Below are 24,670 nucleotides of genomic sequence, written 5' to 3'. Positions count from 1 at the left end.
CGCCCGGTTACATTCCGAACCCGGAAGCTAAGCCTCACAGCGCCGATGGTACTGCAGGGGGGACCCTGTGGGAGAGTAGGACGCCGCCGAACAATCTTTGGAAGGACCCCTGGTCACCAGCGTTCAGCTGGGACCAGGGGTCCTTTTGTTTTTACAATGCTTGCGGTACCTAAGACAGGAGTCACCATGTCCACCAACTCTCCCGACGATCGACCGGAGCGCGACCAGCGGCGACGGGACAGTGGTGACCGTGGTGACCGCGGCGGCTACCGGGGCGACCGTGGCGGCTTCCGCCGCGACAACGACCGCGGTGGCTACGGTGGTCGGCGCGATGACCACCGTGGTGACCGTGGTGGTTTCCGTCGCGACGACCGTCGCGACGACCGTCGCGACGACAGGCGTGACGATCGCCGTGATGACCGCCGTGACGACCGGGGTGGGTTCCGGCGTGACGACCGTGGCGGTTATGGCCGTAGGGACGACCGCCGTGAGGGCGACCGGGGTTCGCGTCCGGCGTTCCAGCGGGACGACCGCGACCGTGGGCCGCGCCGTGACGACCGCCGGGACGACCGCCGTGATGACCGCCGTGATGACCGCGGCTTCCGCCGCGACGACCGTGGTGGCGACCGCCCCTCCTTCCGGCGTGACGACGACCGCGGCGGCTACGGCCGGCGCGATGACCACCGTGGTGACCGTGGCGGCTTCCGTCGCGACGACCGACGCGACGACAGGCGTGAGGACCGGCGGGATGACCGGGGTGGGTTCCGGCGTGACGACCGTGGCGGTTATGGCCGTAGGGACGACCGCCGTGAGGGCGAGCGGGGTTCGCGTCCGGCGTTCCAGCGGGACGACCGCGACCGTGGGCCGCGTCGTGACGACCGCCGGGACGACCGCCGTGATGACCGCGGCTTCCGCCGCGACGACCGTGGTGGCGACCGCCCGTCCTTCCGGCGTGACGACGACCGTGGCGGCTACGGCCGGCGCGACGACAGCCGTGGCGGTGGCTACGGGGACCGGCGTGACGACCGGCGCGATGACACCCGCGGTGACCGCGGTGACCGTGGTGGATTCCGCCGGGACGACCGGGGTGAGCGCGGTGACCGTGGTGGATTCCGTGGTCGGGACGACCGCGGTGGCCGTGGGCCCCGTCGGGACGACCGTGGTGGGCGGCCCGGTGGCTTCCGGGGGCGTGACGACCGGCGTGATGACCGGCGTGACGACCGCCGGGGCGGTAGCCGCTTCCGCGACGAGCGTGAGCGGGACCGCGACCGGGACCGCGAGCCGATCAAGCGGCTGCCGATCCCGGAGGACGTCACCGGTGACGAGATCGACAAGGACGTGCGTCAGGAGCTCCAGAGCCTGCCCAAGACGCTCGCGGACGACGTCGCCAAGAACCTGGTGATGGTCGCCCGGCTCATCGACGAGGACCCCGAGGGTGCCTACGCCTACTCCAAGGTGGCCCTGCGTCTGGCCTCCCGCGTGGCCGCCGTACGCGAGGCCGCCGGGTTCGCGGCGTACGCCAACCAGAAGTACGGCGAGGCCCTCGCCGAGTTCCGGGCCGCGCGGCGGATGAGCGGCACCGTGGACCTGTGGCCGGTGATGGCCGACTGTGAGCGTGGGCTCGGGCGGCCGGAGAAGGCGCTGGACATGGCCGGTGCCCCGGAGACGCACAAGCTGGACAAGGCCGGTCAGGTCGAGATGCGGCTCGTCGCGGCTGGTGCCCGGCGTGACATGGGACAGCTGGACGCGGCCATCGTGACTCTCCAGAGCCCGGAGCTCGCCTCCAACTCGGTCCAGCCGTGGACCGCCCGTCTGCGGTACGCCTACGCCGACGCCCTGCTGGCCGCCGGCCGGGAAGGCGAGGCGCGCGAGTGGTTCGCGAAGGCCGTGGAGGCCGACCGGGACGGCAGCACGGACGCCTCCGACCGGCTCGCCGAGCTGGACGGCGTGGAGTTCGTCGACGCTCTGGACGAGAGCGAGATCGAGAGCGAGATCGAGAGCGAGGGCGAGCCGGAGAAGCCGTCGCAGGAGGACGGCGACGAGGACTGACGGCAGTCACTGAAAGGGGGGCAGGTTCCTGGTGGAACCTGCCCCCCTTTCGTGTTCCCGGGTGCGGAAGCGCTCAGATGTCCAGGGCCCGCAGTACCAGACCCGACGCCGGCTTCGGGCCGAACGACGTCGACTTGCGGGGCATCGTCACGCCCTGGCGGGCCAGGTCGCGTACGACCTCCTCGCGGACCGGGTGCATCAGGACGGCCGTACCGCCGTCGCGTTCCGCCTTGGCGACCGTCGCGGCCGTGTCGTGGATGTACGCGATGTGGGCCGGGGAGTCCTCGGGGATGTGCCAGACATGGTCGAGGAGCGTGGCGTGCAGGACCGTGGCGTCCAGGGAGCGCCAGGCCGGCGGGCGGTCGGCCGGGATCGTCCGGGCCAGCAGGTCCGGGTCCGGGCGGTCGAGGAGGTGGAAGGCGCCGTCGCCGGCCAGCAGGAAGGCGTTGCCCGCGCAGGACGCGTCCGCAAGGGCCTCCAGGGCCTCGGGGAGCGGTGCGTCCAGGTGTTGCACCCGGAACAGGCCCTGCACCGCCGTGAGTGCGTCCGCGACCGGCAGGCGGTGCAGCAGGCGGTGGATGGCGCGGACGCGCAGCGGGTAGCGGGCGGTGTCGACGAGCAGGACCAGGCCGTGGTCCCAGGGACTGGGGGAGGGGTGCTCGGCGCGCAGTCGCAGATAGGTGGCCCAGCGGTGGTGGCCGTCGGCGATCAGGGCCTGGTGGTGGGCGAGGTCGGACTGGATGCGGGCCAGGTCGGCGGGGTCGGTGACGGACCAGAGGCGGTGGTGGAAGCCGTCCTCGGTGGTCGTTGCGAGCAGCGGGGGCTTCTCCGCCGTCCGCTCGACGACCTCGGCCGCCGTACCGTTGCCCCGGTAGGTCAGCAGCAGCGGCTCCAGGTTCGCGCGCGTGGCCCGCATCAGGGCCGCGCGGTCGGCGACCACGGGCGGCATGACGTCCTCGTGCGGCAGCACCACGCCCTCGGCCGGCTCCGAGACCCGCAGCGCGCCGATGACACCGCGCTGGAGCATGCCGCCCTCGTCCCGCTGCTCGTAGACGTACAGGCCGGGCTCGGGGTCCGCGGTGAGGACGCCCTCGTCCAGCCAGCGGCGCAGGGTGTCGGCCGCCTGCTCGGTGCGGGCGCTCGGGGTGCCGGCCTGGGGCAGGATCAGCCGGACGATGTTGTACGGGTCGGCGGACTGGAGGTGGTGCACCCCATCGGGGCGTACGACGACGTCGTACGGCGGGGAGGTGACGGAGGCGAGGCTGCCGACCCGGTCGGGGTCGTAGCGAAGGCCGCGGAACGGGGTGAGTTCCAGGCCCTGGCGCGCCGTTGCTTCCGAGTGACCTGCAGTGTTCATCCCGGCATCGTACGTGTGTCAGTGGCGTGCGGGATGATCGGGGGAAAGACGGTCGAACGAGGAGCGATGTGGAATGAGCCAGGCGGTCAGGACGAGCCCCGAGGGCAGTGACCAGCCCCTGAGCGAGGCGTACGACACGGCGCTGCTCGATCTGGACGGTGTGGTGTACGCGGGCGGGAGCGCGATCCGGCACGCGGTGGACTCGCTGGCGGTGGCGCGTTCCGGCGGGATGCATCTGGCGTATGTCACCAACAACGCGCTGCGGACCCCGGACACGGTGGCCGAGCATCTGACGGAGCTGGGCATACCGACGGGCGCCGATGACGTGATCACCTCGGCGCAGGCGGTCGCGCGGCTGATCAGCGAGCAGGTGCCGACCGGGGCGCGGGTGCTGGTGATCGGCGGCGAGGGGCTGCGGGTGGCGCTGCGCGAGCGCGGGCTGACTCCGGTGGAGTCGGCGGACGACGATCCGGCGGCGGTCGTGCAGGGCTACGGCGGGCCCGATCTGACCTGGGGCCGGTTCGCGGAGGCGTCGTACGCGGTGGCGCGCGGGGTGCCGTGGTTCGCGTCCAACACCGACCTGACGATTCCCAGCGGGCGGGGTATCGCGCCGGGCAACGGGGCGGCCGTGGAGGTCGTTCGGATCGCGACGGGCAAGGAGCCGCAGGTGGCGGGCAAGCCGCTGCCTCCGATGCACCGCGAGACGATCATCCGGACCGGCGCGAAGCGGCCGCTGGTGGTCGGGGACCGGCTGGACACGGACATCGAGGGCGCGATCAACGGCGGGGTGGACTCGCTGCTGGTGCTGACCGGAATCACCGACGGCGCCCAGCTGCTCGCCGCGCCGCCGCAGCACCGGCCGACGTACGTGGACGCGGATCTGCGCGGGCTGCTCACCGGGCAGCCGGAGGTCAGCGCGCTCACGGAGGGCTTCCGGTGCGGTGGCTGGACGGCGACGGCCGGGGCGGACCGGCTGGAGCTGGAAGGCGACGGGGAGCCGCTGGACGGGCTGCGGGCGCTGTGCGCGGCGGCCTGGACGGCGGCCGGGGAGGGCTCCTGCGAGCTGGACGGAGGGAAGGCGCTGGCGCGGCTCGGACTGTGAGCGGGTTCCGGGCGGACCGTGACGTGTCCGCACCCGGGGATCGAGGTCAATAGCGAGGGTAGGCTAACCTAACCTCGTGTTGGTCGACAGTCCTCCGGAACAGCGCGCGGAGACCGCCCCCGCGCCCCCAACCCGCCGGGCGGCAAGGGCCCTTGGGCTCCTGCTCGCCGCCGCGATCCTGGTGCTCGTCGCCCTGGCGAGCATCGCGATCGGGGCGAAACCGCTGTCAGTGGACCAGGTCTGGCACGGTCTGTTCCACGACACGGGGACGTACGGCGACGTCGTCGTGGACGAGCGGCTCGCGCGCACGGTCCTGGGGCTGCTCGCCGGTGCCGCGCTCGGTCTCGCGGGCGCGGTGCTGCAGGCGCTCACCCGCAATCCGCTGGCCGACCCCGGGCTGCTCGGCATCAACGCGGGTGCCTCGGCCGCCGTCGTCACCGCCATCACCTATTTCGGCGTCACCAGCCTCACCGGCTATGTGTGGTTCGCCTTCCTCGGGGCGGCGGCGGTCGGCGCGCTGGTGTGGTTCCTCGGCGGCAGCCGGGGCGCCACCCCGGTGCGGCTCGCGCTCGCCGGTACGGCGATCAGCGCCGCCCTGTACGGCTATCTCCAGGCCGCGATGATCCTGGACGACGCGGCGCTCGGCAGGATGCGCTTCTGGACCGTGGGTTCGCTGGCCTCGGCCACCGACTCCACCATCCTGCAGGTGCTGCCGTTCCTCGGGGCCGGCATGGTCCTGGCGCTCGCGCTGGCCCGGCCGCTGAACGCCGTCGCGATGGGCGACGACACCGCCCGCGCCCTCGGCGCCAACCTGGGCCGCACCCGCGCCCTGGCCATGCTGTCCGCCACCGTCCTGTGTGGTGCCGCGACCGCCGCCTGTGGCCCGATCGTGTTCGTCGGCCTGATGGTGCCGCACGTCGTGCGTTCCTTCACCGGCCCCGACCTGCGCTGGATCCTGCCGTACGCCACCGTCCTGTCGCCCGTGCTGCTGCTCGGCGCGGACGTCGTCGGCCGGGTCGTGGCCCGCCCCTCGGAACTCCAGGTCGGCATCGTCACCGCGATCATCGGCGGCCCGGTCTTCATCCTTCTCGTACGACGGCGGAGGACGGCCCAGCTGTGAAGACCCGATCCATGAACCGGGCCGTCCGCATCCCCGGCGGGCTGTCCCTGCGCCTGGACCTGCGGGCCCTGCTCGTCGTCGTCCTGCTGCTGGCCGCCGCCTGTGCCGCGGGTGTCGCGCTGATCGGCACCGGCGACGCGAAGATCCCGGCGGCCGACGTGCTCCGGACCCTCGCCGGGAACGGCAACGCCTACCAGGACTTCATCGTGGGCGAGCTGCGGCTGCCACGGGTCCTGGTCGGCCTGCTGGTCGGCGCCGCGCTGGGCCTGGGCGGCGCGCTGTTCCAGTCCGTCTCCCGCAACCCGCTCGGCAGCCCGGACGTACTGGGCCTCTCCCAGGGCTCGACGGCCGGCGCGCTGGTCGTCATCGTGCTGCTGTCCGGCAGCGCCACTCAGGTCACCGTCGGCGCGCTGGTCGGCGGCCTGGTGACCGGACTCGCCATCTATCTGCTCGCCTGGAAGCAGGGCGTGCACGGATACCGGCTGGTCCTGGTCGGCATCGGCGTGTCCGCGATCGCCACCGCGGTCAACGGCTATCTGCTCACCGAGGCCGACCTGGTCGACGCGGCCCGTGCGGTGGTATGGATGACCGGTTCCCTGGGTGGCCGTGACTGGGACCAGGTCTGGCCGCTCCTCGCCCTGTGCGCCGTGCTCGTCCCGCTGGTCCTCGGCAACGCGCGCGGCCTGAGGATGCTGGAGATGGGCGACGACGTCGCGAACGCCCTCGGCGTGCGCGTGCAGCGCGTCCGGCTGGTGCTGATGGTCTCGGCCGTGCTGCTCACCGCCGCGGCCACGGCCGCCGCCGGACCCGTCAGCTTCGTCGCGCTGACCGCGCCCCAGCTGGCCCGGCGCCTGACCCGCTCGCCGGGCCCGAACCTCGTGCCCTCCCTGTGCATGGGTGCCGCGCTGCTGGTCGCCGCCGACTGGGCCTCGCAGCGCGTCTTCGGCGCCGACCAGCTGCCCGTGGGGGTGGTCACCGGCGTCCTCGGCGGCGCCTATCTGCTGTGGCTGCTGGTCACCGAGCGCAGGGCGGGCCGGATATGAGCGGCACCGACACGAACACGAGGAGCACTGTGAACCGCCTGTCCGCCGAGAACGTCACCCTCGCCTACGACCAGCGCGTCATCGCCGAGCAGCTGTCCGTGGAGATCCCCGACAACTCCTTCACGGTGATCGTCGGCCCGAACGCGTGCGGCAAGTCGACGCTGCTGCGGGCGCTGTCGCGGATGCTCAGGCCGAGCGGGGGCCGGGTGCTGCTCGACGGGCAGGTCATCCAGGCGATGCCCGCCAAGAAGGTCGCCCGGACCCTCGGTCTGCTGCCACAGTCGTCCATCGCGCCCGACGGCATCACGGTCGCCGACCTCGTCGGCCGCGGCCGCTACCCGCACCAGGGCCTGCTGCGCCAGTGGTCGGCGGAGGACGAGCGGGTCGTCCAGGAGTCCATGCGGCAGACCGGGGTCGCCGAGCTGGCCGACCGGTACGTGGACGAGCTGTCCGGCGGGCAGCGGCAGCGGGTGTGGATGGCCATGGCGCTCGCCCAGCAGACCCCGCTGCTGCTCCTGGACGAGCCGACCACCTACCTCGACATCCAGCACCAGATCGACGTCCTCGACCTGTGCGCCGAGCTGCACGAGACCCAGGGCCGCACCCTGGTCGCCGTGCTGCACGACCTCAACCACGCGGCCCGCTACGCCACCCACCTCATCGCCCTGCGCGGCGGCGAGGTGATCGCCGAGGGCGCCCCGAACGACATCGTCACCGCCGAGCTGGTGGAGCAGGTGTTCGGGCTGCGGTGTCAGGTCATCGAGGACCCGGAGACCGGCACCCCGCTGGTGGTACCGGCGGCCCGAAAGGCACGGGTCACGGCAGCTTCCCGAAGCGTCACGGCGGCTCCCTGAAGCGTCACAGCAGCTTCCTGAGCCGGAACAGATCCAGCAGGCTCGCCTCCAGCCGCACCCGGCCCGAGCCCCAGGCGGTCGCGAAGTTCAGCCGGCCGTCCACCAGGGCCACCAGGTCGTCCCCGGCCATGGCGAGCCTGATCTGCGCCTTCTCGCGCGGCGGCCCGGGACGGGTCTCGTCCACCTCGATCCGCCCGCCCGTCATCCGGCCGGTGAAGGTGACGTCCAGGTCGGTGATGTGACAGCTCACCGAGCGGTCCAGGGCGGCGGCCGCCCGAACGTCGCCCTCGGCGCCCTGCATGTTGTCCGAAAGCTTTCCCAGTGCGGCGCGGCACTCCTCGATCGTGGCCATCGCCCCCGACGGTACCCCAGCGGTTCGCGGTAGCGTCGGGGCATGAGCGACTCGGTTCCGGAGACGGAGATCCCGCAGGATTCGGTGCAGGAGGCGGTGGAGGCACTTCAGGCGTACGACCCCGCCGCGCCCGCCCCCCTGAACGTCCCGCGCACCCCCACCGGCAACGCCGAGGTCGACGCCCAACTGGAGCGGCTGGGTGACGCCGACCACCTCGCCACCGACGGGCACGTCGAGGTGTACGAGGATGTACATCGGGGGCTGCGCGACGCGCTCACCGCGCTCGACGCCCGCCCGGGACCTCCGGCTCCCACCCGTCACCCGACCGCCGCCCCTCAATGAGACCCTTCAAGGTCACACCTTCAGATCGACGTACGAAAGCAGGAGCTGAACCGAACGTGGCAGGAGTCGCACGCCGCCGTCTGGACGCGGAGCTGGTCCGCCGGAAGCTCGCGCGCTCGCGTGAGCACGCCAGCCAGCTGATCGCCGCCGGGCGGGTCACCGTCGGCAAGACCGTGGCGACCAAGCCGGCCACCCAGGTGGAGGCCGCCGCCGCGATCGTCGTCCAGTCCGACGACAGCGACCCGGACTACGTCTCCCGCGGCGGGCACAAGCTCGCCGGCGCGCTGGAGGCCTTCGTCCCGCAGGGGCTCGTGGTCGAGGGCCGGCGCGCGCTGGACGCCGGCGCGTCCACCGGCGGCTTCACCGACGTCCTGCTGCGCGCGGGCGCCGCGCACGTCGTCGCCGTGGACGTCGGATACGGACAGCTCGCCTGGTCTCTCCAGAACGATGAACGCGTCACCGTCAAGGACCGTACGAACGTACGCGAGTTGACGCTCGAGGCGATCGATGGAGAACCTGTGGATCTTGTCGTGGGCGATCTGTCCTTCATTCCGCTCGGGCTGGTGCTGCCGGCCCTGAAGCGGTGCGTGAAGCCGGACGCCGACCTGGTGATGATGGTCAAGCCGCAGTTCGAGGTGGGCAAGGAGCGGCTCGGCAGCGGGGGTGTCGTACGGAGTCCGCTGTTGCGGGCGGAGGCCGTGCGGGGAGTGGCCGAGAAGGCCTGGGAGCTGGGGCTCGGGGTGCAGTCAGTCACCGCCAGTCCGCTGCCCGGCCCCTCGGGGAACGTCGAGTACTTTCTCTGGCTGCGGGCGGGGGCACCCGAGGTGGACCCGGCCGACGTCGACCGTGCAGTGGCGGAGGGGCCGCGTTGACACAGAACCTGGCGCGTACTGTTTTCCTGCTCGCCCACACCGGGCGGCCCGCGGCGATCCGCAGTGCGGAACTCGTCGTCAAGGGTCTGCTGCGGCATGGCATCGGGGTGCGGGTGCTGGAGGAGGAGGCGTGCGACCTGCCGCTCCCGGACGAGGTGCAGCTGGTCAAGGAGGCGACTCCGCAGTGCCTCGACGGGTGCGAGCTGCTGATCGTGCTCGGCGGCGACGGCACGCTGCTGCGCGGGGCCGAGTTCGCCCGGGCCTCCGGGGTGCCGATGCTCGGCGTCAACCTCGGACGGGTGGGATTCCTCGCGGAGGCCGAACGCGACGACCTCGATCGGGTGGTCGACCGGGTGGTGGCGCGGTCCTACGAGGTCGAGGAGCGGATGACCGTCGACGTCGTCGTGCACCGCAACGGGGACATCGTGCACACGGACTGGGCGCTGAACGAGGCTGCGGTGCAGAAGGCCGGCGCGGAGAAGCTGCTGGAAGTCGTGCTGGAGATCGACGGACGGCCGGTGACGGGGTTCGGGTGCGACGGGGTTGTGCTGTCCACGCCGACCGGGTCCACTGCTTATGCCTTCTCCGCCGGCGGGCCTGTGGTGTGGCCCGAGGTGGAGGCGCTGCTGATGGTGCCGATCAGTGCGCACGCGCTGTTCGCCAAGCCGTTGGTGACCTCGCCGGATTCGGTGCTCGCGGTGGAGGTCCTGCCGCACATCCCGCCGGGGGTCCTGTGGTGCGACGGGCGGCGGACGGTCGAGTTGCCGCCGGGGGCGCGGGTGGAGGTGCGGCGGGGGGCGGTGCCGGTGCGGCTTGCTCGGCTGCATCACTCTTCGTTCACGGATCGGCTGGTTGCGAAGTTTGCGTTGCCGACGACTGGATGGCGAGGGGCACCTCACCACTCGGCGGAGTGATAAAGGCGGCCTGTGTGCACTCCCCGCCCCGGACCTCGTATGGTCTGTTCCGTGTTGGAGGAGATGCGGATACGGTCGCTCGGGGTCATCGACGATGCCGTCGTCGAGCTGTCGCCCGGGTTCACCGCCGTCACCGGTGAGACGGGTGCGGGCAAGACCATGGTGGTCACCAGCCTGGGACTGCTGCTCGGTGGGCGGGCGGACCCGGCGCTCGTGCGGATCGGGGCCGACAAGGCGGTCGTGGAGGGGCGGGTCACCGTTTCCGCGGACGCCTCCGCCGTCGTACGCGCCGAGGAGGCCGGGGCCGAGCTGGACGACGGGTCGCTGCTGATCAGCCGTACCGTTTCGGCCGAGGGGCGCTCCCGGGCCCATCTGGGCGGGCGTTCGGTGCCGGTCGGGCTGCTCGCCGAGCTGGCCGACGACCTGGTGGCCGTGCACGGGCAGACCGACCAGCAGGGGCTGCTGAAGCTGTCCCGGCAGCGGCAGGCCCTGGACCGGTACGCGGGGGACGCGGTCGCCGTGCCGCTCACCAAGTACACGGAGGCCTACCGGCGGCTGCGGGCGGTCTCCGCCGAGCTGGAGGAGATCACCACGCGCGCGCGTGAGCGGGCGCAGGAAGCCGACATGCTGCGGTACGGGCTGGAGGAGATCGCCGCCGTCGAGCCGCGCGCCGGAGAGGACGTCGAGCTCGCCGAGGAGGCCGAGCGGCTGGGGCACGCGGAGGCGCTGTCGTCCGCCGCGACGGCCGCGCACGCCGCTCTCGCGGGCAATCCCGAGGACCCCGAGGGCATCGACGCCTCGACCCTCGTCGCGGGCGCCCATCGCGCGCTGGAGGCCGTCCGCTCGCACGACCCGGCGCTGGCATCCCTCGCCGACCGGATCGGGGAGATCGGCATCCTGCTCGGTGACGTGGCCGGTGAGCTGGCGGGGTACGCCGACGACCTGGACGCCGATCCACTGCGGCTGGCCGCGGTGGAGGAGCGGCGGGCCGCGCTGACCGCGCTGACCCGCAAGTACGGCGACGACGTGAACGCCGTCCTGGCCTGGGCCGAGCAGAGCGCCGCGCGCCTGACCGAGCTGGACGGCGACGACGAGCGGATCGAGGAGCTGACCGCCGAGCGGGACGCGCTCCGTGTCGAACTGGGCGGTCTGGCACAGGCCTTGACGGACGCACGGACGGAGGCCGCCGAGCGGTTCGCCGCCGCCGTGACGGCCGAGCTGGCCTCGCTGGCGATGCCGCACGCGCGCGTGTCCTTCGACATCCGGCAGACCGAGGACCCGGAGGGGGTCGAGGTCGGCGGGCGCACGGTCGCGTACGGGCCCTCGGGCGTGGACGAGGTCGAGCTGCTGCTCGCCCCGCACCCGGGCGCCCCGCCGCGGCCCATCGCCAAGGGCGCGTCCGGCGGTGAGCTGTCCCGTGTGATGCTTGCCGTGGAGGTCGTCTTCGCGGGCACCGACCCCGTGCCGACGTACCTCTTCGACGAGGTCGACGCGGGTGTCGGCGGCAAGGCCGCGGTGGAGATCGGGCGCCGTCTGGCCAAGCTCGCCAAGACGGCGCAGGTCGTGGTCGTCACCCACCTGCCCCAGGTGGCCGCCTTCGCCGACCGGCAGCTGCTGGTCGAGAAGACCAACGACGGCTCGGTCACCCGCTCCGGTGTCAAGGTCCTGGAGGGCGAGGAACGCGTCCGCGAACTCTCCCGGATGCTGGCCGGCCAGGAGGACTCCGAGACGGCCCGCGCCCACGCGGAGGAACTGCTGGCGACGGCCAGGGCGGACCTGTAGGCGGGTTGGGGTTCTAGGGTGGTGGGATGATCGCCGAGCGCAAGTCCCGCTGCCTCCTGCTGTCCGCCGCGCTCACCCGGGCCGGCCAGGCCGTGCTGCGCAAGGCGGCGCCCGGCGGGCGGGAGTTGTGGGAACGGAAGAACTACGCCGGACGCACCGTCGGGCTGTACGCCGGGCCCGCCTCGGTGCTCGGTGCGGCCGTCGCCGCCGCGCGGGTGCGTCCCGAGGCCGGGCTCGCCGTGCTCGCCGCCGGGGTCTGCGGGGCGTACGACGATGTCGCCGGGGACGACCGGCGGGGATTCCGGGCGCATCTGCAGGCGTTGCGGGGCGGTGAAGTCACCAGCGGGGCCGTGAAGTTGTTCGGGATCTCGGCTGCCGGGCTGCTCGCGGGGGCGGCCCTGAAGGAGCGGGTGCTGGACAAGGTGCTCGCCGGGATCGTGATCGCCGGTACCGCGCACTTCGTGAACCTCGTCGACGTACGGCCGGGGCGGGCCGCCGGGGCGGTGCTCGCGCTCGGGGCGCCGGGGCTGTTGCGGAAGGGGCCCGCGGCCGAGCTGTCGGCCGTCGCGATGGGCGGCGCCGCGGCCGTCCTGCCCGACGACCTCGGGGAGCGCGCGATGATCGGGGACACGGGGGCGCACGCGCTCGGCGCCGCCCTGGGGGCGGCCGTGGTGGCGGGCAACCGGCGCGCGGGACTGCTCGCGCACGCCGTCGCGGTCGTGGCCGTTGCCGTGCACGGGGACCGGGTCAGCGCGTGGGCGCGGGCGCTGTGAGCGTCTGACCTCGTCGGACGCGGTCGCACGGCGTTCGCCCGTGCCTGGGTTTCCTTCATCCGTGTGGGTGACGTGCTCCGGCGCATTGCCCCGGCCCGCCGCCGAGTGCGCCCTCCGGATTTCCCGTAACCGACGTTCCCCCTGGCATGCTTGAGGGCACACGGTCCGCGCGGGAGGCGCGCGGGGTATGTCCTTCCACCCCCCTGAGCCCGCTACCTTCTGTACGTTTCCTCGTGACCGCCCACGCCGAACCAGGAGCCCCGGCCCCGTGAGCCCCCTGAGCAGCAACGCACCGCACGGCCAGGCGCCGCTGCGCACCGTGCAGGTGCTGGGCGGGGGCAACGCCGGCAGCAGCGCGCATGTGCGCTCGCTGGCCGAGGGGCTCGTCGCGAGGGGCGTACGGGTCACGGTGTGCGCCCCCGTAGAGGCCGACCGCGCCTACGACTTCACCGGCGCCGGCGCCGAGCACGTGCACGTGCCGCGCAGCAGCGACCCCGTCTCGGTGGCCGCGCTGCGGACCGCCTGCGCCAACGCCGACCTGGTGCACGCGCACGGGCTGCACGCCTCCTTCCGCGCCGTCCTCGCGCTCAGCGGCCGCCACACCCCGCTGGTGGTCACCTGGCACAACCGGGCCCAGGCGGAGGGTCCGCGGGCGCATCTGCTGCGGCTGCTGGAGCGACGGGTGGTGCGGACGGCGGCCGTGGTCCTCGGCACCAGCTCCGACCTGGTGGACCGGGCCCGGGACACCGGGGCGCGGGACGCCCGGCTCGCCGCCGTGGGCCTGCCGGGGCAGCGGCGGCCCGTCGACCTCGACGACCCCGACCGGCTGCGCCCCAAGACCCGGGCCGAACTCGGCGCCACCGGCCGCCCCTTGCTCATCGCGGTCGGCTCCCTCGACCGGCACCGCGGCTACGACGTGCTGCTCGACGCGGCCCGCGCCTGGCGGGACCTGGACCCCGTGCCGCTGGTCGTCATCGCCGGGGAGGGGCCGCTGCGGGCGGCGCTGCAGCGGCGGATCGAGGACGAGGAGCTGCCGGTGCGGCTCATCGGCACCCGCGAGGACGTGCCCGAGCTGCTCGCCGCCGCCGATCTGGCGCTGCTGACGAGCAGTTGGGAGTCGAGGTCCGTCCTCGCCCAGGAGGCCCTCTACGCGCGCGTGCCACTCGTCGCGACCCGGGTCGGCGGCATCCCCGACCTCGTCGGCGACGCGGCCGAACTCGTCCCCTACGGCGACCCGGAGGCGCTCGCGTCCACCGTCGTACGGCTCCTCGCGGACCCGGAGCGCCGGGAGGAGCTGCGGGAGCGCGGCGTGCGGCAGGCTGCCGGCTGGCCGACCGAGGACGAGACGGTCGCCCAAGTGCTCAGCATCTACGACGAGTTGACCCAGCCCCGGCCGCTCGCTTAGGGCACGTGTCTGCGGGCCCGCAGGGCCAGGCTCAGCGCCAGGACCGTCTGCGGGTCGTCGAGGTCGGTGCCCAGCAACTCCCCGATGCGGGCGAGCCGGTTGTACAGGGTCTGCCGGTTGAGGTGCAGCTCGCGTGCCGTCTCCGCCTTGCGCCCGGCGTGCGCCAGATAGGTCTGCAGGGTCGGCAGCAGCGGCGGCTTGGACCGGTTGTCGTGGTCGCGCAGCGGGCCGATCGCCCGGTCCACGAACGCGGCGAGGTCCGGGTGGTCGCGCAGCCGCCACAGCAGCAGGTCGATGTCGAGGCGGCGGGCGTCGTACCAGGGGCGGTCCGTGAGGCCCTGCGCCGCGGTCGCCGTCTCCGCCGCGTGTCTGAGCCCCGCCGAGGCGGCCGCCCAGCCGCCCGCCACGCCGACCACGACGACCGGCGGCGGCGAGCCCGGCCGGCGCATCCCGGCCCGCTCCACGCCCGCCCGCAGCGCCGCCGCCACCCGGTCGGCGACCGCCGAGCGCTCCGACTCCGAGCGCAGCCCGAGCAGCACCAGCACCCGGCCCTCCACCGGCCGCACGCCCAGCAGTACGGGCACGCCCACGGCGGCCAGCTCCTCGGAGACCGCCCGCGCCAGCACCGCCCAGCCACCGCCCGGGGACAGGCTGTCCCCGATCCGCATCACCACCGGCAGCAGCGGGCTGTCGCCGGGCTTGAAGCCGAGGACCCGGGCCTGCGCCGGGGCGTCCTCCGCGGTGATCCGGCCCTCGGCGAGATCGGTGAGGAAGTCGCCGCGCCCGCGCGCCGCCAGCTCCTCCTCCTGCCGGGCCTGCATCAGCACCACGGCCAGGATCCCCGCGGCCCGCTCGGCGGCGATCCGGTGCACCGGGGCGAGCGGCGCGCGGACCGGCAGCAGGACCAGGCGGGCGCGCACCGAGCCCCCCGTACCGGGGGCGCCGCCGGGCACGTCCACCAGCACCGAGCCGGCGGGCGGCGGGACGTCCTTGTGCGGGCCGCGCAGCCCCTCCCACACCTGGAGCGGGTCCGCGCCCTCGGGCCCCTCCCCGGCCGCGTACAGGAGGCGGCCGTCGGCCGTCTCCAGGAACACCGGGTTGCCGCTGAAGTCCGCCAGGATGCCCAGCACCTGCGGCACCCCGCCGCCGCCCAGCAGCGCCTCGGTGCAGCGCCGGTGCACCTCCTCGGCCCGCTGGAGCAGGGCGTAGTGGCCGTTGACGATCTCGGTGTGGATCTCCTCGGTCACCGTCACGAACGGCACCTCGCGGTGCAGCTGGACCAGCGGCAGCTCGGCAGCGCGGGCGGTGTCCACCAGGGCCGCGGGCAGCCGGCTGAAACGCGGGCCCAGCTCCACCACCAGGGCGGCGATCCCGCGCTCGGCCAGGGTGCGCACGAACGCCCGCTGCTCGGCCGGGCGGGTGCCGAGGCCGTAGCCGGTGGTGAGCAGCAGCTCGCCGCCCTTGAGCAGCGAGGCGATGTTGGGCACCTCGCCCGCGTGCACCCAGCGCACCGTGCGACCCAGCCGGTCGGCACCCGCCAGGATCTCCGGCAGCCCGCTGCGCAGACCGGGCAGTTCCAGGGCCCGCTGAACGGTGATCCCGGCGCCCTGGGTGTCGAATCGGTTGTCCGTACGGCTGTCCATGCAGCGGACGCTACCTGCGTAAACGCCCTCGGGACAGCTCCCTGTCAGACGGGCTTGATGTTGTGGTTGAAGCGGAAGACGTTGTCGGGGTCCCAGCGCCGCTTGATCTTCTCCAGCCGCAGCAGATTCCCGGCGCCCAGGCCCGCCCGGACGCGCTCGGGGCCTTCGTCGCCGACGAGGTCGAGGCAGACCGCACCGGCGCTCCAGGGCCGTACCTCGGCGCACGCCTCCCGCACCCAGGCCGTCGCCCGCTCGTCGTCGGCCGGGTCCGCCCAGCAGGCGAAGGGGTGCACCAGCCAGGACGCGTCCCGGTACGGCACCGGGTACGCACGGGGTCCGGCGGCGATCGCACCGCCCAGCGGGTGCAGCACGTGCCGGCTGCCGTTCGACCCGGGCATGCTGTCCGCACGGGCGCGGAAGAGGCCCACCAGCTCGTCGGGCAGCTCCGTCAGGCACTCGGCCGACCAGTGGTTCCGCAGGCCGCACAGGGGCTCCAGCAGGCACTGCACATCCGCGTACGGCAGGGCGCCGAGCACCTCCGTCTCGTGCGGCAGCGCCAGCAGCGGCTCGGCGAGCTTGCGCAGGCCGGTCTCGCCGCCCACGTACGTCAGCACGGCGGCGCACAGGAGCCCGAACTCCGCCGGCGGACCGGTCAGGTACAGCACGGCGCCGCCCACCTCGTCCGGACCGGTACGGATGATCTCGCGGAAGACGCGGACCACGTCCGGGCCGAACTCCGGCCGGCACCGCAGCAGCGCCACGGAGAACTCCGGCAGCTCGTGCAGCTCCAGGGTGAGCGCGGTGGCGATGCCGAAGTTGCCGCCCGCGCCGTGCAGCGCCCAGAACAGCTCGGGGTTCTCGTCGGCATTGGCGTGCACCCGCTCGGCGTCGGCGGTCACCAGCTCCACGCCGATGAGGTTGTCGACGGCGAGGCCGAAGGAGCGGTCCAGCCAGCCGGTGCCGCCGCCGAGGACGAATCCGCCGACACCGGTGTCCGGAACCCAGGAGCCGGGGGCCGCGAGGCCGTGGGGCTGGGTCACCCGGTCCAGGTCGCTCATCGTGGCCCCGCCTTCGACCCGGACCGCCTCGGCCGCCGGGTCGACGGTCACCTCGTGCATCCGGCGCAGATCCACGACGAGCGCGCCGTCGACCCGGGCCCCCACCAGGCCGTGCCCGCCGCCGCGGACGGCGATGTGCAGATCCAGGTCGCGCGCGAAGCGCACCGCCCGGACGACGTCGGCCGCGTCGGCGCACTGCGCGATCACGGCGGGGCGGCGGTCGAGCCGGGCGTTGAAGACGGTCCGGGCGTCGTCGTAGCCGGGGTCCCCCGGGGCGAACACGTCGCCGGCCAGATCCTCGCGGAGCGCGGCGAGCGCCGTGTGCGCCTTGGAACGGGCAGCCATGGCAGCCCCCTTTCCGGCAGGGTGCCGCCTTCCAGCCTAGGCGGGCCGCTCAGCCTCCGTAGGCCCCCGAAGCAGTGAGCCGCAGTGCCGTATCGATCAAAGGCACATGGCTGAACGCCTGCGGGAAGTTGCCCACCTGCCGCTGCAGCCGCGGGTCCCACTCCTCGGCCAGCAGGCCGAGGTCGTTGCGCAGCGCGAGGAGCTTCTCGAACAGCTTGCGGGCCTCGTCCACGCGGCCGATCATCGCCAGGTCGTCCGCCATCCAGAACGAGCAGGCCAGGAAGGCGCCCTCGTCGCCGGGCAGGCCGTCGACGCCGGCGAGGGCGCCCTCCGTCGGGTAGCGCAGGATGAAGCCGTCCGGGGTGGACAGCTCGCGCTGGATCGCCTCGATGGTGCCGATCACCCGCTTGTCGTCCGGCGGCAGGAAGCCCATCTGCGGGATCAGCAGCAGCGAGGCGTCCAGCTCCTGGGAGCCGTAGGACTGCGTGAAGGTGTTGCGCTCCTTGTCGTAGCCCTTCTCGCACACGTCCCGGTGGATGTCGTCGCGCAGTTCCTTCCAGCGCTCCAGCGGGCCGTCCGCGTCCCCGGACTCGATCAGCTTGATGGTGCGGTCCACCGCCACCCAGGCCATCACCTTGGAGTGCACGAAGTGCCGGCGCGGGCCGCGCACCTCCCAGATGCCCTCGTCCGGCTCCTGCCAGTGGTCCTCCAGATAGCGGATCAGCTTGAGCTGGAGCAGGGCGGCGTAGTCGTTGCGGGCCAGGCCCGTCATGTGCGCCAGGTGCAGGGCCTCGGTGACCTCGCCGTACACGTCCAGCTGGAGCTGGTGCGCGGCGCCGTTGCCCACCCGGACCGGGGCCGAGTTCTCGTAGCCCGGCAGCCAGTCCAGCTCGGCCTCGCCCAGCTCGCGCTCGCCGGCGATGCCGTACATGATCTGCAGGTTGTCCGGGTCGCCGGCGACCGCGCGCAGCAGCCACTCGCGCCAGGCGCGGGCCTCCTCGCGGTAGCCGGTGCGCAGCAGGGAGGACAGGGTGATCGCGGCGTCGCGCAGCCAGGTGTAGCGGTAGTCCCAGTTGCGGACCCCGCCGATGTCCTCGGGGAGCGAGGTCGTCGGGGCCGCGACGATGCCGCCCGTGGGGGCGTACGTCAGGGCCTTCAGGGTGATCAGGGAGCGGATCACCGCCTCGCGGTACGGCCCGTGGTACGTGCAGTGCTCGACCCACTCGCGCCAGAACTCCTCCGTCGCCTCCAGCGAGGCCTCCGGCTCCGGCAGCGGCGGCGGCTCCTTGTGCGAGGGCTGCCACGAGATGGTGAACGCGATCCGGTCACCCGGGGCGACCGTGAAGTCGGCGTACGTCGTCAGCGACTTTCCGTAGGTCTCGGCCTCCGTGTCGAACCACACCGAGTCCGGCCCGGCGACCGCCACCGTACGGCCCTCGTGCTTGTGCACCCAGGGGATGACGCGGCCGTAGGAGAACCGCATCCGCAGCGCCGAGCGCATCGGCACTCGGCCGGTGACGCCCTCCACGATCCGGATCAGCTGCGGCGCGCCCTCACGCGGGGGCATGAAATCGGTCACGCGGACCGTGCCGCGCGGGGTGTCCCACTCCGATTCCAGGACCAGCGAGTCGCCCCGGTAGCTCCGCCGGGCGGCCGTGGGCGGCGGGCAGTCGGCGGCGTGGGCCGGGCCGAGCCGCCAGAAGCCGTGCTCCTCGGTGCCCAGCAGACCGGCGAAGATGGCATGCGAGTCGAAGCGGGGCAGGCACAGCCAGTCCACCGTGCCATCCCGGCAGACCAGGGCTGCGGTCTGCATGTCTCCGATGAGTGCGTAGTCTTCGATGCGCCCGGCCACGTGCAACTCCAGTCGAACGGCCACGTCACCCCCGCACAGGGGGGCTGTCGCTAGTGCGGTCAAGGGTCGTTGTTATGCGTCGTTGAGCGGTGAAGCAAAGCAGCCCGCCGATCCTTAAGGCAATACGACAGTCTTTGCTCAACGAACTGCCGCGCTCACGTTGTTCCGGGTGGTGCAGGCTGGGGTGTGCCGTCGTTCCGGCCGGGCTCGGCAGAGAGTGTCCGAGCAGGATACGACGCACGTAGATGATCTGCGTGCCGCTCCGGGCAACCCGTGTGGGCCGAACGGGTGAGCAGCGGGTGACAACCATGTGACATGTGCGTGCCTGTGCTGACGCCTGTGGCGGGCCGCCCCGTACCCGGACGAGCGCGGAGCGTGGCCGGAAGCCATCTGCGCCAGGCGCTGATACGCTGGTAGCCCGTGGACCGGTGGGCCCCCAAGGAGAACCAAGGGGTCCCCCGAACCGCAGCGACGGCACCCCCGGAGATCTCCGGCCGGGCAGCCGCTCCGCATCACAGACAGCGACCACGGGAGCCCCCTCTTGGCCATGCCGCCCAAATCTACGACGACCAAGCACATCTTCGTCACCGGGGGCGTCGCCTCCTCGCTCGGCAAGGGCCTGACCGCCTCGAGCCTGGGCATGCTGCTCAAGGCCCGCGGCCTGCGCGTCGTGATGCAGAAGCTCGACCCGTACCTGAACGTCGACCCGGGCACGATGAACCCCTTCCAGCACGGTGAGGTGTTCGTCACCAACGACGGCGCCGAGACCGACCTGGACATCGGACACTACGAGCGCTTCCTCGACCGCGACCTGGACGGCACCGCCAACGTCACTACAGGACAGGTGTACTCGACGGTGATCGCCAAGGAGCGGCGCGGCGAGTACCTGGGCGACACGGTGCAGGTCATCCCGCACATCACCAACGAGATCAAGCACCGCATCCGGCGCATGGCCACCGACGAGGTGGACGTCGTCATCACCGAGGTGGGCGGCACCGTCGGTGACATCGAGTCGCTGCCGTTCCTGGAGACCGTCCGCCAGGTCCGCCACGAGGTCGGCCGGGACAACGTCTTCGTGGTTCATATCTCTCTCCTGCCCTACATCGGGCCCTCCGGCGAGCTGAAGACCAAGCCCACCCAGCACTCCGTCGCCGCGCTGCGCAACATCGGTATCCAGCCCGACGCGATCGTGCTGCGCTGCGACCGCGAGGTGCCGACCGCGATCAAGCGCAAGATCTCGCTGATGTGCGACGTCGACGAGGCCGCCGTGGTCGCCTGCCCCGACGCCCGCTCGATCTACGACATCCCGAAGGTCGTGCACTCCGAGGGCCTGGACGCCTACGTCGTGCGCAAGCTGGACCTGCCGTTCCGCGACGTCGACTGGACCACGTGGGACGACCTGCTGGACCGCGTCCACAACCCCGAGCACGAAATCACCCTCGCACTGGTCGGCAAATACATCGACCTGCCCGACGCCTATCTGTCGGTCACCGAGGCGCTGCGCGCCGGCGGCTTCGCCAACCGCGCCCGCGTGAAGATCAAGTGGGTCACCTCCGACGACTGCAAGACCCCGGCCGGCGCCAAGGCCCAGCTGTCCGACGTGGACGGCATCTGCGTCCCGGGCGGCTTCGGCGACCGCGGTGTGCTCGGCAAGGTCGGCGCGATCAGGTACGCCCGCGAGAACAGGATCCCGCTGCTCGGCCTGTGCCTGGGCCTGCAGTGCATCGTGATCGAGGCCGCGCGCAACCTGGCCGACATCCCGGACGCCAACTCCACCGAGTTCGACCCTGCCACCGGCCACCCGGTCATCTCCACCATGGCCGAGCAGCTGGACATCGTCGCCGGTGAGGGCGACATGGGCGGCACAATGCGGCTCGGCATGTACCCGGCGAAGCTCGCCGAGGGCTCGATCGTGCGCGAGGTGTACGACGGCAAGGAGTACGTCGAGGAGCGGCACCGCCACCGCTACGAGGTCAACAACGCCTACCGCGCGGAGCTGGAGAAGAAGGCCGGCATCCTCTTCTCGGGCACCTCGCCGGACGGCAAGCTCGTGGAGTACGTGGAGTACCCCCGTGACGTCCACCCCTACCTCGTCGCCACGCAGGCGCACCCCGAGCTGCGCTCGCGGCCGACGCGTCCGCACCCGCTGTTCGCGGGCCTGGTGAAGGCCGCGGTCGAGCGGAAGATCTCGAAGTAACACAAGGGTTGTACGGTGGCCGGGGCGCGCGCATTCAAAACGATCGCGCCCCGGCCGCTTGGCGCTTTGGGGAAGGACAGGGCATGACGATCAAGGACACCCCCGAGGAGTGGGAGATCCGGGCGACGGAGACCCCCTTCGTGGGCAACAAGACCTCGGTCCGCACGGACGACGTGGTCATGCCCGACGGTTCGGTGGCCCGCCGCGACTACCAGGTCCACCCCGGCTCGGTCGCCGTCCTCGCCCTGGACGAGGAGGACCGGGTACTGCTGATCAACCAGTACCGCCACCCGGTGCGGCACAAGCTGTGGGAGATCCCGGCCGGTCTTCTCGACGTGCCCGGCGAGAACCCGCTGCACGCCGCCCAGCGCGAGCTGTACGAGGAGGCGCACGTCAAGGCCGAGGACTGGCGGGTGCTGACCGACGTCTACACCACACCCGGCGGCTGCGACGAGGCCGTACGGATCTTCCTCGCCCGCGATCTGTCCGAGGCGGAGGGCGAGCGGTTCGAGGCGGAGCACGAGGAGACCGACATGGAGCACGCACGCGTGCCGGTCGAGGAACTGGTGCGCCGGGTCCTGGCCGGCGACGTGCACAACAACTGCCTGGTCGTCGGCGTCCTCTCCCTGGTGGCCGCGCGCGGCGGCGACGGCCTCGACGCACTCCGCCCGGCCGACGCCCCCTGGCCGGCCCGGCCCTTCCAGTCCTGACCCGAACCTGTGGCCCGGTCCTGGGCCGCGCCTGTGGCCTGGTCCTGGGCCGCGCCCGTCGCCCGGTTCTGAGCTGCAGCCGTGGCCTGTTCCTGGGCCGCGCCCGTGGCCCGGTCTTGGGCTGCGCCTGCTGGTCCGGTCCTGAGCTGCAGCCGTCGCCTGTGGCCCGGTCCTGAACCGCGCCTGTGGCCCGGTCCTGAACCGCGCCTGTGGCCCGGTCTTGGGCCGCGCCTGTGGCCTGGTCCTGGGCTGCGCCTGTTGGTCCGGTCCTGAGCTGCAGCCGTCGCCTGGTCTTGAGCCGCACCCGTGATCCGGTCCTGAACCGCGCCTGTGGCCCGGTCTTGAGCCGCGCCTGTGGCCTGGTCCTGGGCTGCGCCTGCTGGGCCGGTCCTGGGCCGCGCCCGTGGTCCGGTCTTGAGTTGCGCCCGTGGCCCGGTCCTGGGCCGCGCCTGCTGGGCCGGTCCTGGGCCGCGCCCGTGGCCCGGTCTTGAACCGCGCCCGTGGCCCATTCCTGATCCGAATCCCTCGCCCGGAACCGCAGCCGATCGGCGTACTGGTGTGACGATCGGCTGATCCGATCAGGGGATCCGTCCGTCGCGCTCGTCACGGCACCTCGCAGAGCGTGAACTAGGCTCTTGCACGCCCGTAGCGGAAGATCCGGCGGGCTTGCGTGTGCGGTGGGACGGGAGCGTGGCCCGTGACGGATCAGGCGGTGGACACGGACGGCGTGCGACTGTCGGCGCACGAGGGCACACAAGACCATTTCCTGGGCCGTACAAGGGAGTTGAAGGAACTGCGCGCCGACATCGAGCGCGCGGGACTGGACACCCTCTCCGGACGCAAGGCGCCACGCGCGCGCGTGCTGCTGATCGCGGGCCGCCCCGGCTCCGGCCGGACCGCCCTGGCCGAGGAACTCGTCCGGCAGATCGAGGGCCGTTACCCCGACGGGGTGCTGCGGGCCCGGCTCAGCGAGCCCGACGGCACCCCCGTCCCCGTCGGACGCGCCGCCCGCGAGCTGCTCGCCGCGCTGGAGCTGCCGGCCCCGGCCGGCGCCGCCGAGGACGACCTCACCGAGGCCCTGCGCACCGCCCTCGCCGACCGGCGCGCCCTGCTGCTCCTGGACGACGCGGCCGGCGCCGAGCAGGTCGACGCGCTGCTCCCGGAAGCCCCGGACTGCCTGGTGGTGGCCGTCTCCTCGGGCCCCCTCACCGGTATCGCGGACGTCCGCCCCTGCACCCTGGGCGGCCTGGACACCAAGTCCGCGGTGGAACTCCTCACCCGCTACACCGGCACCGTCCGCATCACGGTCGACCCACGCGCCGCCGAGAGCCTGGTCGAGGCCTGCCAGGGCCATCCGACCGCCCTCGTGCTGGCCGGCGGCTGGCTCGCCGCCCACCCCAAGGCCGCCGTCTCCGACCTCGCCAAACGGCTGCACACGGCCGCCGACGAGGGCCCGGACGGCACCCCGCTCGCCCGTGTCTTCCGGCACGTCCTCGGTGACCTGCCCGGCCCGGCCGCCCGGATACTGCGCCTGCTCTCCCTCGCCCCGGCCGGCCTGATCGACCCGCACACCGCCTCGGCCCTCGCCGGCTGCTCGGTGAGCGCCGCCCGCGCCTCCCTGGACGAGTTCGTCGCCCTCGGCCTGCTGCGCGCGCCGGACTCCCCGCTGCCCCAGTACGACGTCCCCGGCTGCCTGCAGCCGCTGCTGCGCGCCCGCGCCGAGAGCCAGGAACGGCCCGCGGAGCTGCAGCTGGCCCGGGCCCGGATGCTGGAGCGGACCGTGCGGCTGCTGCAGTCGTGCCGGGCGATCACCGAGACGGACAGCCCGCAGGCCCGGGAGAAGCTGAGCGCGATGCCCCGCGAGGTGCGCTTCCCCAACCCCAGGGCGGCCGCGGACTGGCTGCGCATCCGGCGCCCCGCGCTGCTGGCGTGCGCACGGCTGGCGGTGGCCGACGGCGAGCTGGACACCCTCGCCCGACGGCTGATGTCCCAGTTGGTCAGGGCCATGGTGGCGCATGTCGGCACGCAGGCCGCGGCGCCCGACCTGTACGAGGTGCACAGCCTGGTCCTCGATGTCGCCGAGCGCCGCGGGCTGGCCCGGGAGCAGGCCGCGGCCCTGCTGAACCTGGGCGACGTGGACGCGCAGACCGGGCGTACCAGGGATGCGCTGGAACGCTATCGATCAGCTTTGGACGCAGGACGCAGAGCAAATGACCCGTACGCGACCGGTCGCGCAATGGAATCCGTAGGTGGTGCCTACCAGGAGCTCGCGGACTACGACCGGGCCGCGGACTGGTTCGGCCGGGCCCTCGCCGAGCGGCTGGCGCGCGGCGAGCCCGAGCAGGCCGCCCGCCTGTACGGCCGGATCGCCACCGCCCACACCTACGCGGGCCGCTACGGCGAGGCCCTGCGGAACTGGCGGGCCGCCGTCGCGGGCTACCGCAGGAGCGGCGATGTCGCCGCCCACGCGCGGGCGTTGAGCGAGCTGGCCCGGGTGCAGGAGTACGCGGGACGGTTCGAGGAGTCCCTGCACACCTGCCACGAGGCGGTGGAGTGGGCGCGGCGCGCCGACGACCTCCGGTTGCAGGCCGCGCTGCATCTCCGGCTCGCCGACACGCTGGAGCGCCTGGGGGACCCGGCCGCCGCCCGTCTGCACCGCGCGACGGCCGGGCGCATGCTGGACGAGGAGGGCTCGGAGGACGAGGCAAGCCCCAATCAGGACGTCGATGCCTGCGAAATCCGCAGTGCATCCGGCGAAGATTGATGCAATGAAAGGCTAGACACTCGGAACACCTTCATTAAACTGGCTCTGCCGCACGTTCTCCTGCGGTGTCTCCCGGTATGCCCTTGCATGTCTGGGTACGTCTGTAAAGCACCCCCATACCCTCTGAGTCAAGGAC

Annotated in this window: 20 protein-coding genes and 1 rRNA gene; 16 read left to right on the top strand and 5 right to left on the bottom strand. The window is 72.9% G+C overall.

Annotated features, from left to right (window positions below; genetic code table 11):
• The 3 genes from rrf to ACZ418_RS24610 form a co-directional block, all read left to right on the top strand.
• A 5S ribosomal RNA gene (gene rrf, locus ACZ418_RS24620) occupies window positions 1-92 on the top strand; the annotation flags it as partial.
• Window positions 93-250: 158 nt separating this feature from the next.
• A complete protein-coding gene (locus tag ACZ418_RS24615; RefSeq protein ID WP_468366528.1) occupies window positions 251-1,402 on the top strand; it encodes a hypothetical protein in 1,152 nt (383 codons plus the stop codon).
• The gene (locus tag ACZ418_RS24610) at window positions 1,339-2,049 is read left to right on the top strand and encodes a tetratricopeptide repeat protein (protein WP_468366525.1); all 711 of its coding nucleotides are present in this window, start codon (window positions 1,339-1,341) and stop codon (window positions 2,047-2,049) included. The genes ACZ418_RS24615 and ACZ418_RS24610 overlap by 64 nt, the downstream gene beginning before the upstream one ends.
• Window positions 2,050-2,122: 73 nt before the next feature.
• Here ACZ418_RS24610 and ACZ418_RS24605 read toward each other — a convergent pair whose 3' ends face one another.
• Entirely contained in the window at window positions 2,123-3,406 is a 1,284-nt protein-coding gene (locus tag ACZ418_RS24605; RefSeq protein WP_468366523.1) for a DUF1015 domain-containing protein, read from the bottom strand.
• Window positions 3,407-3,479: 73 nt separating this feature from the next.
• On the opposite strand from ACZ418_RS24605, the gene ACZ418_RS24600 reads away from it, so the two are divergent.
• From ACZ418_RS24600 to ACZ418_RS24585, 4 genes are all read left to right on the top strand, one after another.
• On the top strand, window positions 3,480-4,508 hold the full coding sequence (locus ACZ418_RS24600) for an HAD-IIA family hydrolase (RefSeq protein ID WP_468366520.1): 1,029 nt from the start codon (window positions 3,480-3,482) through the stop codon (window positions 4,506-4,508).
• Window positions 4,509-4,584: 76 nt separating this feature from the next.
• Window positions 4,585-5,628 (top strand): FecCD family ABC transporter permease, encoded by a 1,044-nt coding sequence (locus tag ACZ418_RS24595; RefSeq protein WP_468366517.1) that lies wholly within the window; start codon window positions 4,585-4,587, stop codon window positions 5,626-5,628.
• 11 nt (window positions 5,629-5,639) lie between these two features.
• Window positions 5,640-6,671, top strand: a complete 1,032-nt coding sequence (locus ACZ418_RS24590) for a FecCD family ABC transporter permease (RefSeq protein WP_468366576.1) — start codon at window positions 5,640-5,642, stop codon at window positions 6,669-6,671.
• Window positions 6,668-7,525 carry an ABC transporter ATP-binding protein gene (locus tag ACZ418_RS24585; protein WP_468366514.1) on the top strand — a complete coding sequence of 286 codons (858 nt, stop codon included), beginning with the start codon at window positions 6,668-6,670 and terminating at the stop codon, window positions 7,523-7,525. Before ACZ418_RS24590 ends, ACZ418_RS24585 begins: the two co-directional genes overlap by 4 nt.
• A 4-nt stretch (window positions 7,526-7,529) precedes the next feature.
• On the opposite strand, the gene ACZ418_RS24580 is transcribed toward ACZ418_RS24585, so the two are convergent.
• Window positions 7,530-7,877: an SCP2 sterol-binding domain-containing protein gene (locus ACZ418_RS24580; RefSeq protein WP_468366513.1), complete on the bottom strand. Its 348-nt coding sequence runs from the start codon at window positions 7,875-7,877 to the stop codon at window positions 7,530-7,532.
• Window positions 7,878-7,919: 42 nt separating this feature from the next.
• Between ACZ418_RS24580 and ACZ418_RS24575 the strand changes: the two genes are divergently transcribed.
• The 6 genes from ACZ418_RS24575 (at window position 7,920) to ACZ418_RS24550 (ending at window position 13,965) form a co-directional block, all read left to right on the top strand.
• The gene (locus tag ACZ418_RS24575) at window positions 7,920-8,219 is read left to right on the top strand and encodes a hypothetical protein (protein ID WP_468366510.1); all 300 of its coding nucleotides are present in this window, start codon (window positions 7,920-7,922) and stop codon (window positions 8,217-8,219) included.
• A gap of 56 nt (window positions 8,220-8,275) precedes the next feature.
• Window positions 8,276-9,091 (top strand): TlyA family RNA methyltransferase, encoded by an 816-nt coding sequence (locus ACZ418_RS24570; protein ID WP_468366508.1) that lies wholly within the window; start codon window positions 8,276-8,278, stop codon window positions 9,089-9,091.
• Window positions 9,088-10,005, top strand: coding sequence for an NAD kinase (locus ACZ418_RS24565; RefSeq protein WP_351622663.1), 918 nt, complete (start codon window positions 9,088-9,090; stop codon window positions 10,003-10,005). Before ACZ418_RS24570 ends, ACZ418_RS24565 begins: the two co-directional genes overlap by 4 nt.
• Window positions 10,006-10,044: 39 nt before the next feature.
• Complete coding sequence (gene recN / locus ACZ418_RS24560) at window positions 10,045-11,787, top strand: DNA repair protein RecN (RefSeq protein ID WP_468366505.1); 1,743 nt, start codon at window positions 10,045-10,047, stop codon at window positions 11,785-11,787.
• Between the two features lie 26 nt (window positions 11,788-11,813).
• The gene (locus ACZ418_RS24555; RefSeq protein ID WP_468366502.1) at window positions 11,814-12,560 is read left to right on the top strand and encodes a hypothetical protein; all 747 of its coding nucleotides are present in this window, start codon (window positions 11,814-11,816) and stop codon (window positions 12,558-12,560) included.
• 268 nt (window positions 12,561-12,828) lie between these two features.
• The gene (locus ACZ418_RS24550; RefSeq protein ID WP_468366499.1) at window positions 12,829-13,965 is read left to right on the top strand and encodes a glycosyltransferase family 4 protein; all 1,137 of its coding nucleotides are present in this window, start codon (window positions 12,829-12,831) and stop codon (window positions 13,963-13,965) included.
• Here ACZ418_RS24550 and ACZ418_RS24545 read toward each other — a convergent pair.
• Genes ACZ418_RS24545 through ACZ418_RS24535 form a run of 3 tightly spaced genes read right to left on the bottom strand, consistent with a single transcriptional unit; the run spans window position 13,962 to window position 18,863 of the window.
• Window positions 13,962-15,608, bottom strand: a complete 1,647-nt coding sequence (locus tag ACZ418_RS24545; protein WP_468366496.1) for a PucR family transcriptional regulator — start codon at window positions 15,606-15,608, stop codon at window positions 13,962-13,964. The genes ACZ418_RS24550 and ACZ418_RS24545 overlap by 4 nt on opposite strands.
• A gap of 44 nt (window positions 15,609-15,652) precedes the next feature.
• Window positions 15,653-17,011 carry an FAD-binding oxidoreductase gene (locus tag ACZ418_RS24540; protein ID WP_468366494.1) on the bottom strand — a complete coding sequence of 453 codons (1,359 nt, stop codon included), beginning with the start codon at window positions 17,009-17,011 and terminating at the stop codon, window positions 15,653-15,655.
• 49 nt (window positions 17,012-17,060) lie between these two features.
• Window positions 17,061-18,863, bottom strand: coding sequence for a glycoside hydrolase family 15 protein (locus ACZ418_RS24535; RefSeq protein WP_468366574.1), 1,803 nt, complete (start codon window positions 18,861-18,863; stop codon window positions 17,061-17,063).
• Between the two features lie 547 nt (window positions 18,864-19,410).
• Between ACZ418_RS24535 and ACZ418_RS24530 the strand changes: the two genes are divergently transcribed.
• From ACZ418_RS24530 to ACZ418_RS24520, 3 genes are all read left to right on the top strand, one after another.
• A complete protein-coding gene (locus ACZ418_RS24530) occupies window positions 19,411-21,060 on the top strand; it encodes a CTP synthase (RefSeq protein ID WP_468366491.1) in 1,650 nt (549 codons plus the stop codon).
• Between the two features lie 83 nt (window positions 21,061-21,143).
• Window positions 21,144-21,770: an NUDIX domain-containing protein gene (locus ACZ418_RS24525; RefSeq protein ID WP_468366488.1), complete on the top strand. Its 627-nt coding sequence runs from the start codon at window positions 21,144-21,146 to the stop codon at window positions 21,768-21,770.
• 697 nt (window positions 21,771-22,467) lie between these two features.
• A complete protein-coding gene (locus tag ACZ418_RS24520; protein WP_468366486.1) occupies window positions 22,468-24,534 on the top strand; it encodes a tetratricopeptide repeat protein in 2,067 nt (688 codons plus the stop codon).
• Window positions 24,535-24,670: the final 136 nt, after the last annotated feature.

Source organism: Streptomyces sp. NPDC030820, from assembly GCF_055572075.1.
Note: the sequence above shows the minus strand (reverse complement) of the source record. Positions and strands in the feature narration are given on the sequence as shown.

Bases quoted from the DNA above. Each gene is read 5' to 3' on its own strand.
- ACZ418_RS24605 (WP_468366523.1), bottom strand. From the start codon at position 3,406: ATGAACACTGCAGGTCACTCGGAAGCAACGGCGCGCCAGGGCCTGGAA.
- ACZ418_RS24600 (WP_468366520.1), top strand. From the start codon at position 3,480: ATGAGCCAGGCGGTCAGGACGAGCCCCGAGGGCAGTGACCAGCCCCTG.
- ACZ418_RS24590 (WP_468366576.1), top strand. From the start codon at position 5,640: ATGAACCGGGCCGTCCGCATCCCCGGCGGGCTGTCCCTGCGCCTGGAC.
- ACZ418_RS24585 (WP_468366514.1), top strand. From the start codon at position 6,668: ATGAGCGGCACCGACACGAACACGAGGAGCACTGTGAACCGCCTGTCC.
- ACZ418_RS24580 (WP_468366513.1), bottom strand. From the start codon at position 7,877: ATGGCCACGATCGAGGAGTGCCGCGCCGCACTGGGAAAGCTTTCGGAC.
- ACZ418_RS24575 (WP_468366510.1), top strand. From the start codon at position 7,920: ATGAGCGACTCGGTTCCGGAGACGGAGATCCCGCAGGATTCGGTGCAG.
- recN (WP_468366505.1), top strand. From the start codon at position 10,045: ATGGTCTGTTCCGTGTTGGAGGAGATGCGGATACGGTCGCTCGGGGTC.
- ACZ418_RS24555 (WP_468366502.1), top strand. From the start codon at position 11,814: ATGATCGCCGAGCGCAAGTCCCGCTGCCTCCTGCTGTCCGCCGCGCTC.
- ACZ418_RS24545 (WP_468366496.1), bottom strand. From the start codon at position 15,608: ATGGACAGCCGTACGGACAACCGATTCGACACCCAGGGCGCCGGGATC.
- ACZ418_RS24540 (WP_468366494.1), bottom strand. From the start codon at position 17,011: ATGGCTGCCCGTTCCAAGGCGCACACGGCGCTCGCCGCGCTCCGCGAG.
- ACZ418_RS24530 (WP_468366491.1), top strand. From the start codon at position 19,411: ATGCCGCCCAAATCTACGACGACCAAGCACATCTTCGTCACCGGGGGC.
- ACZ418_RS24525 (WP_468366488.1), top strand. From the start codon at position 21,144: ATGACGATCAAGGACACCCCCGAGGAGTGGGAGATCCGGGCGACGGAG.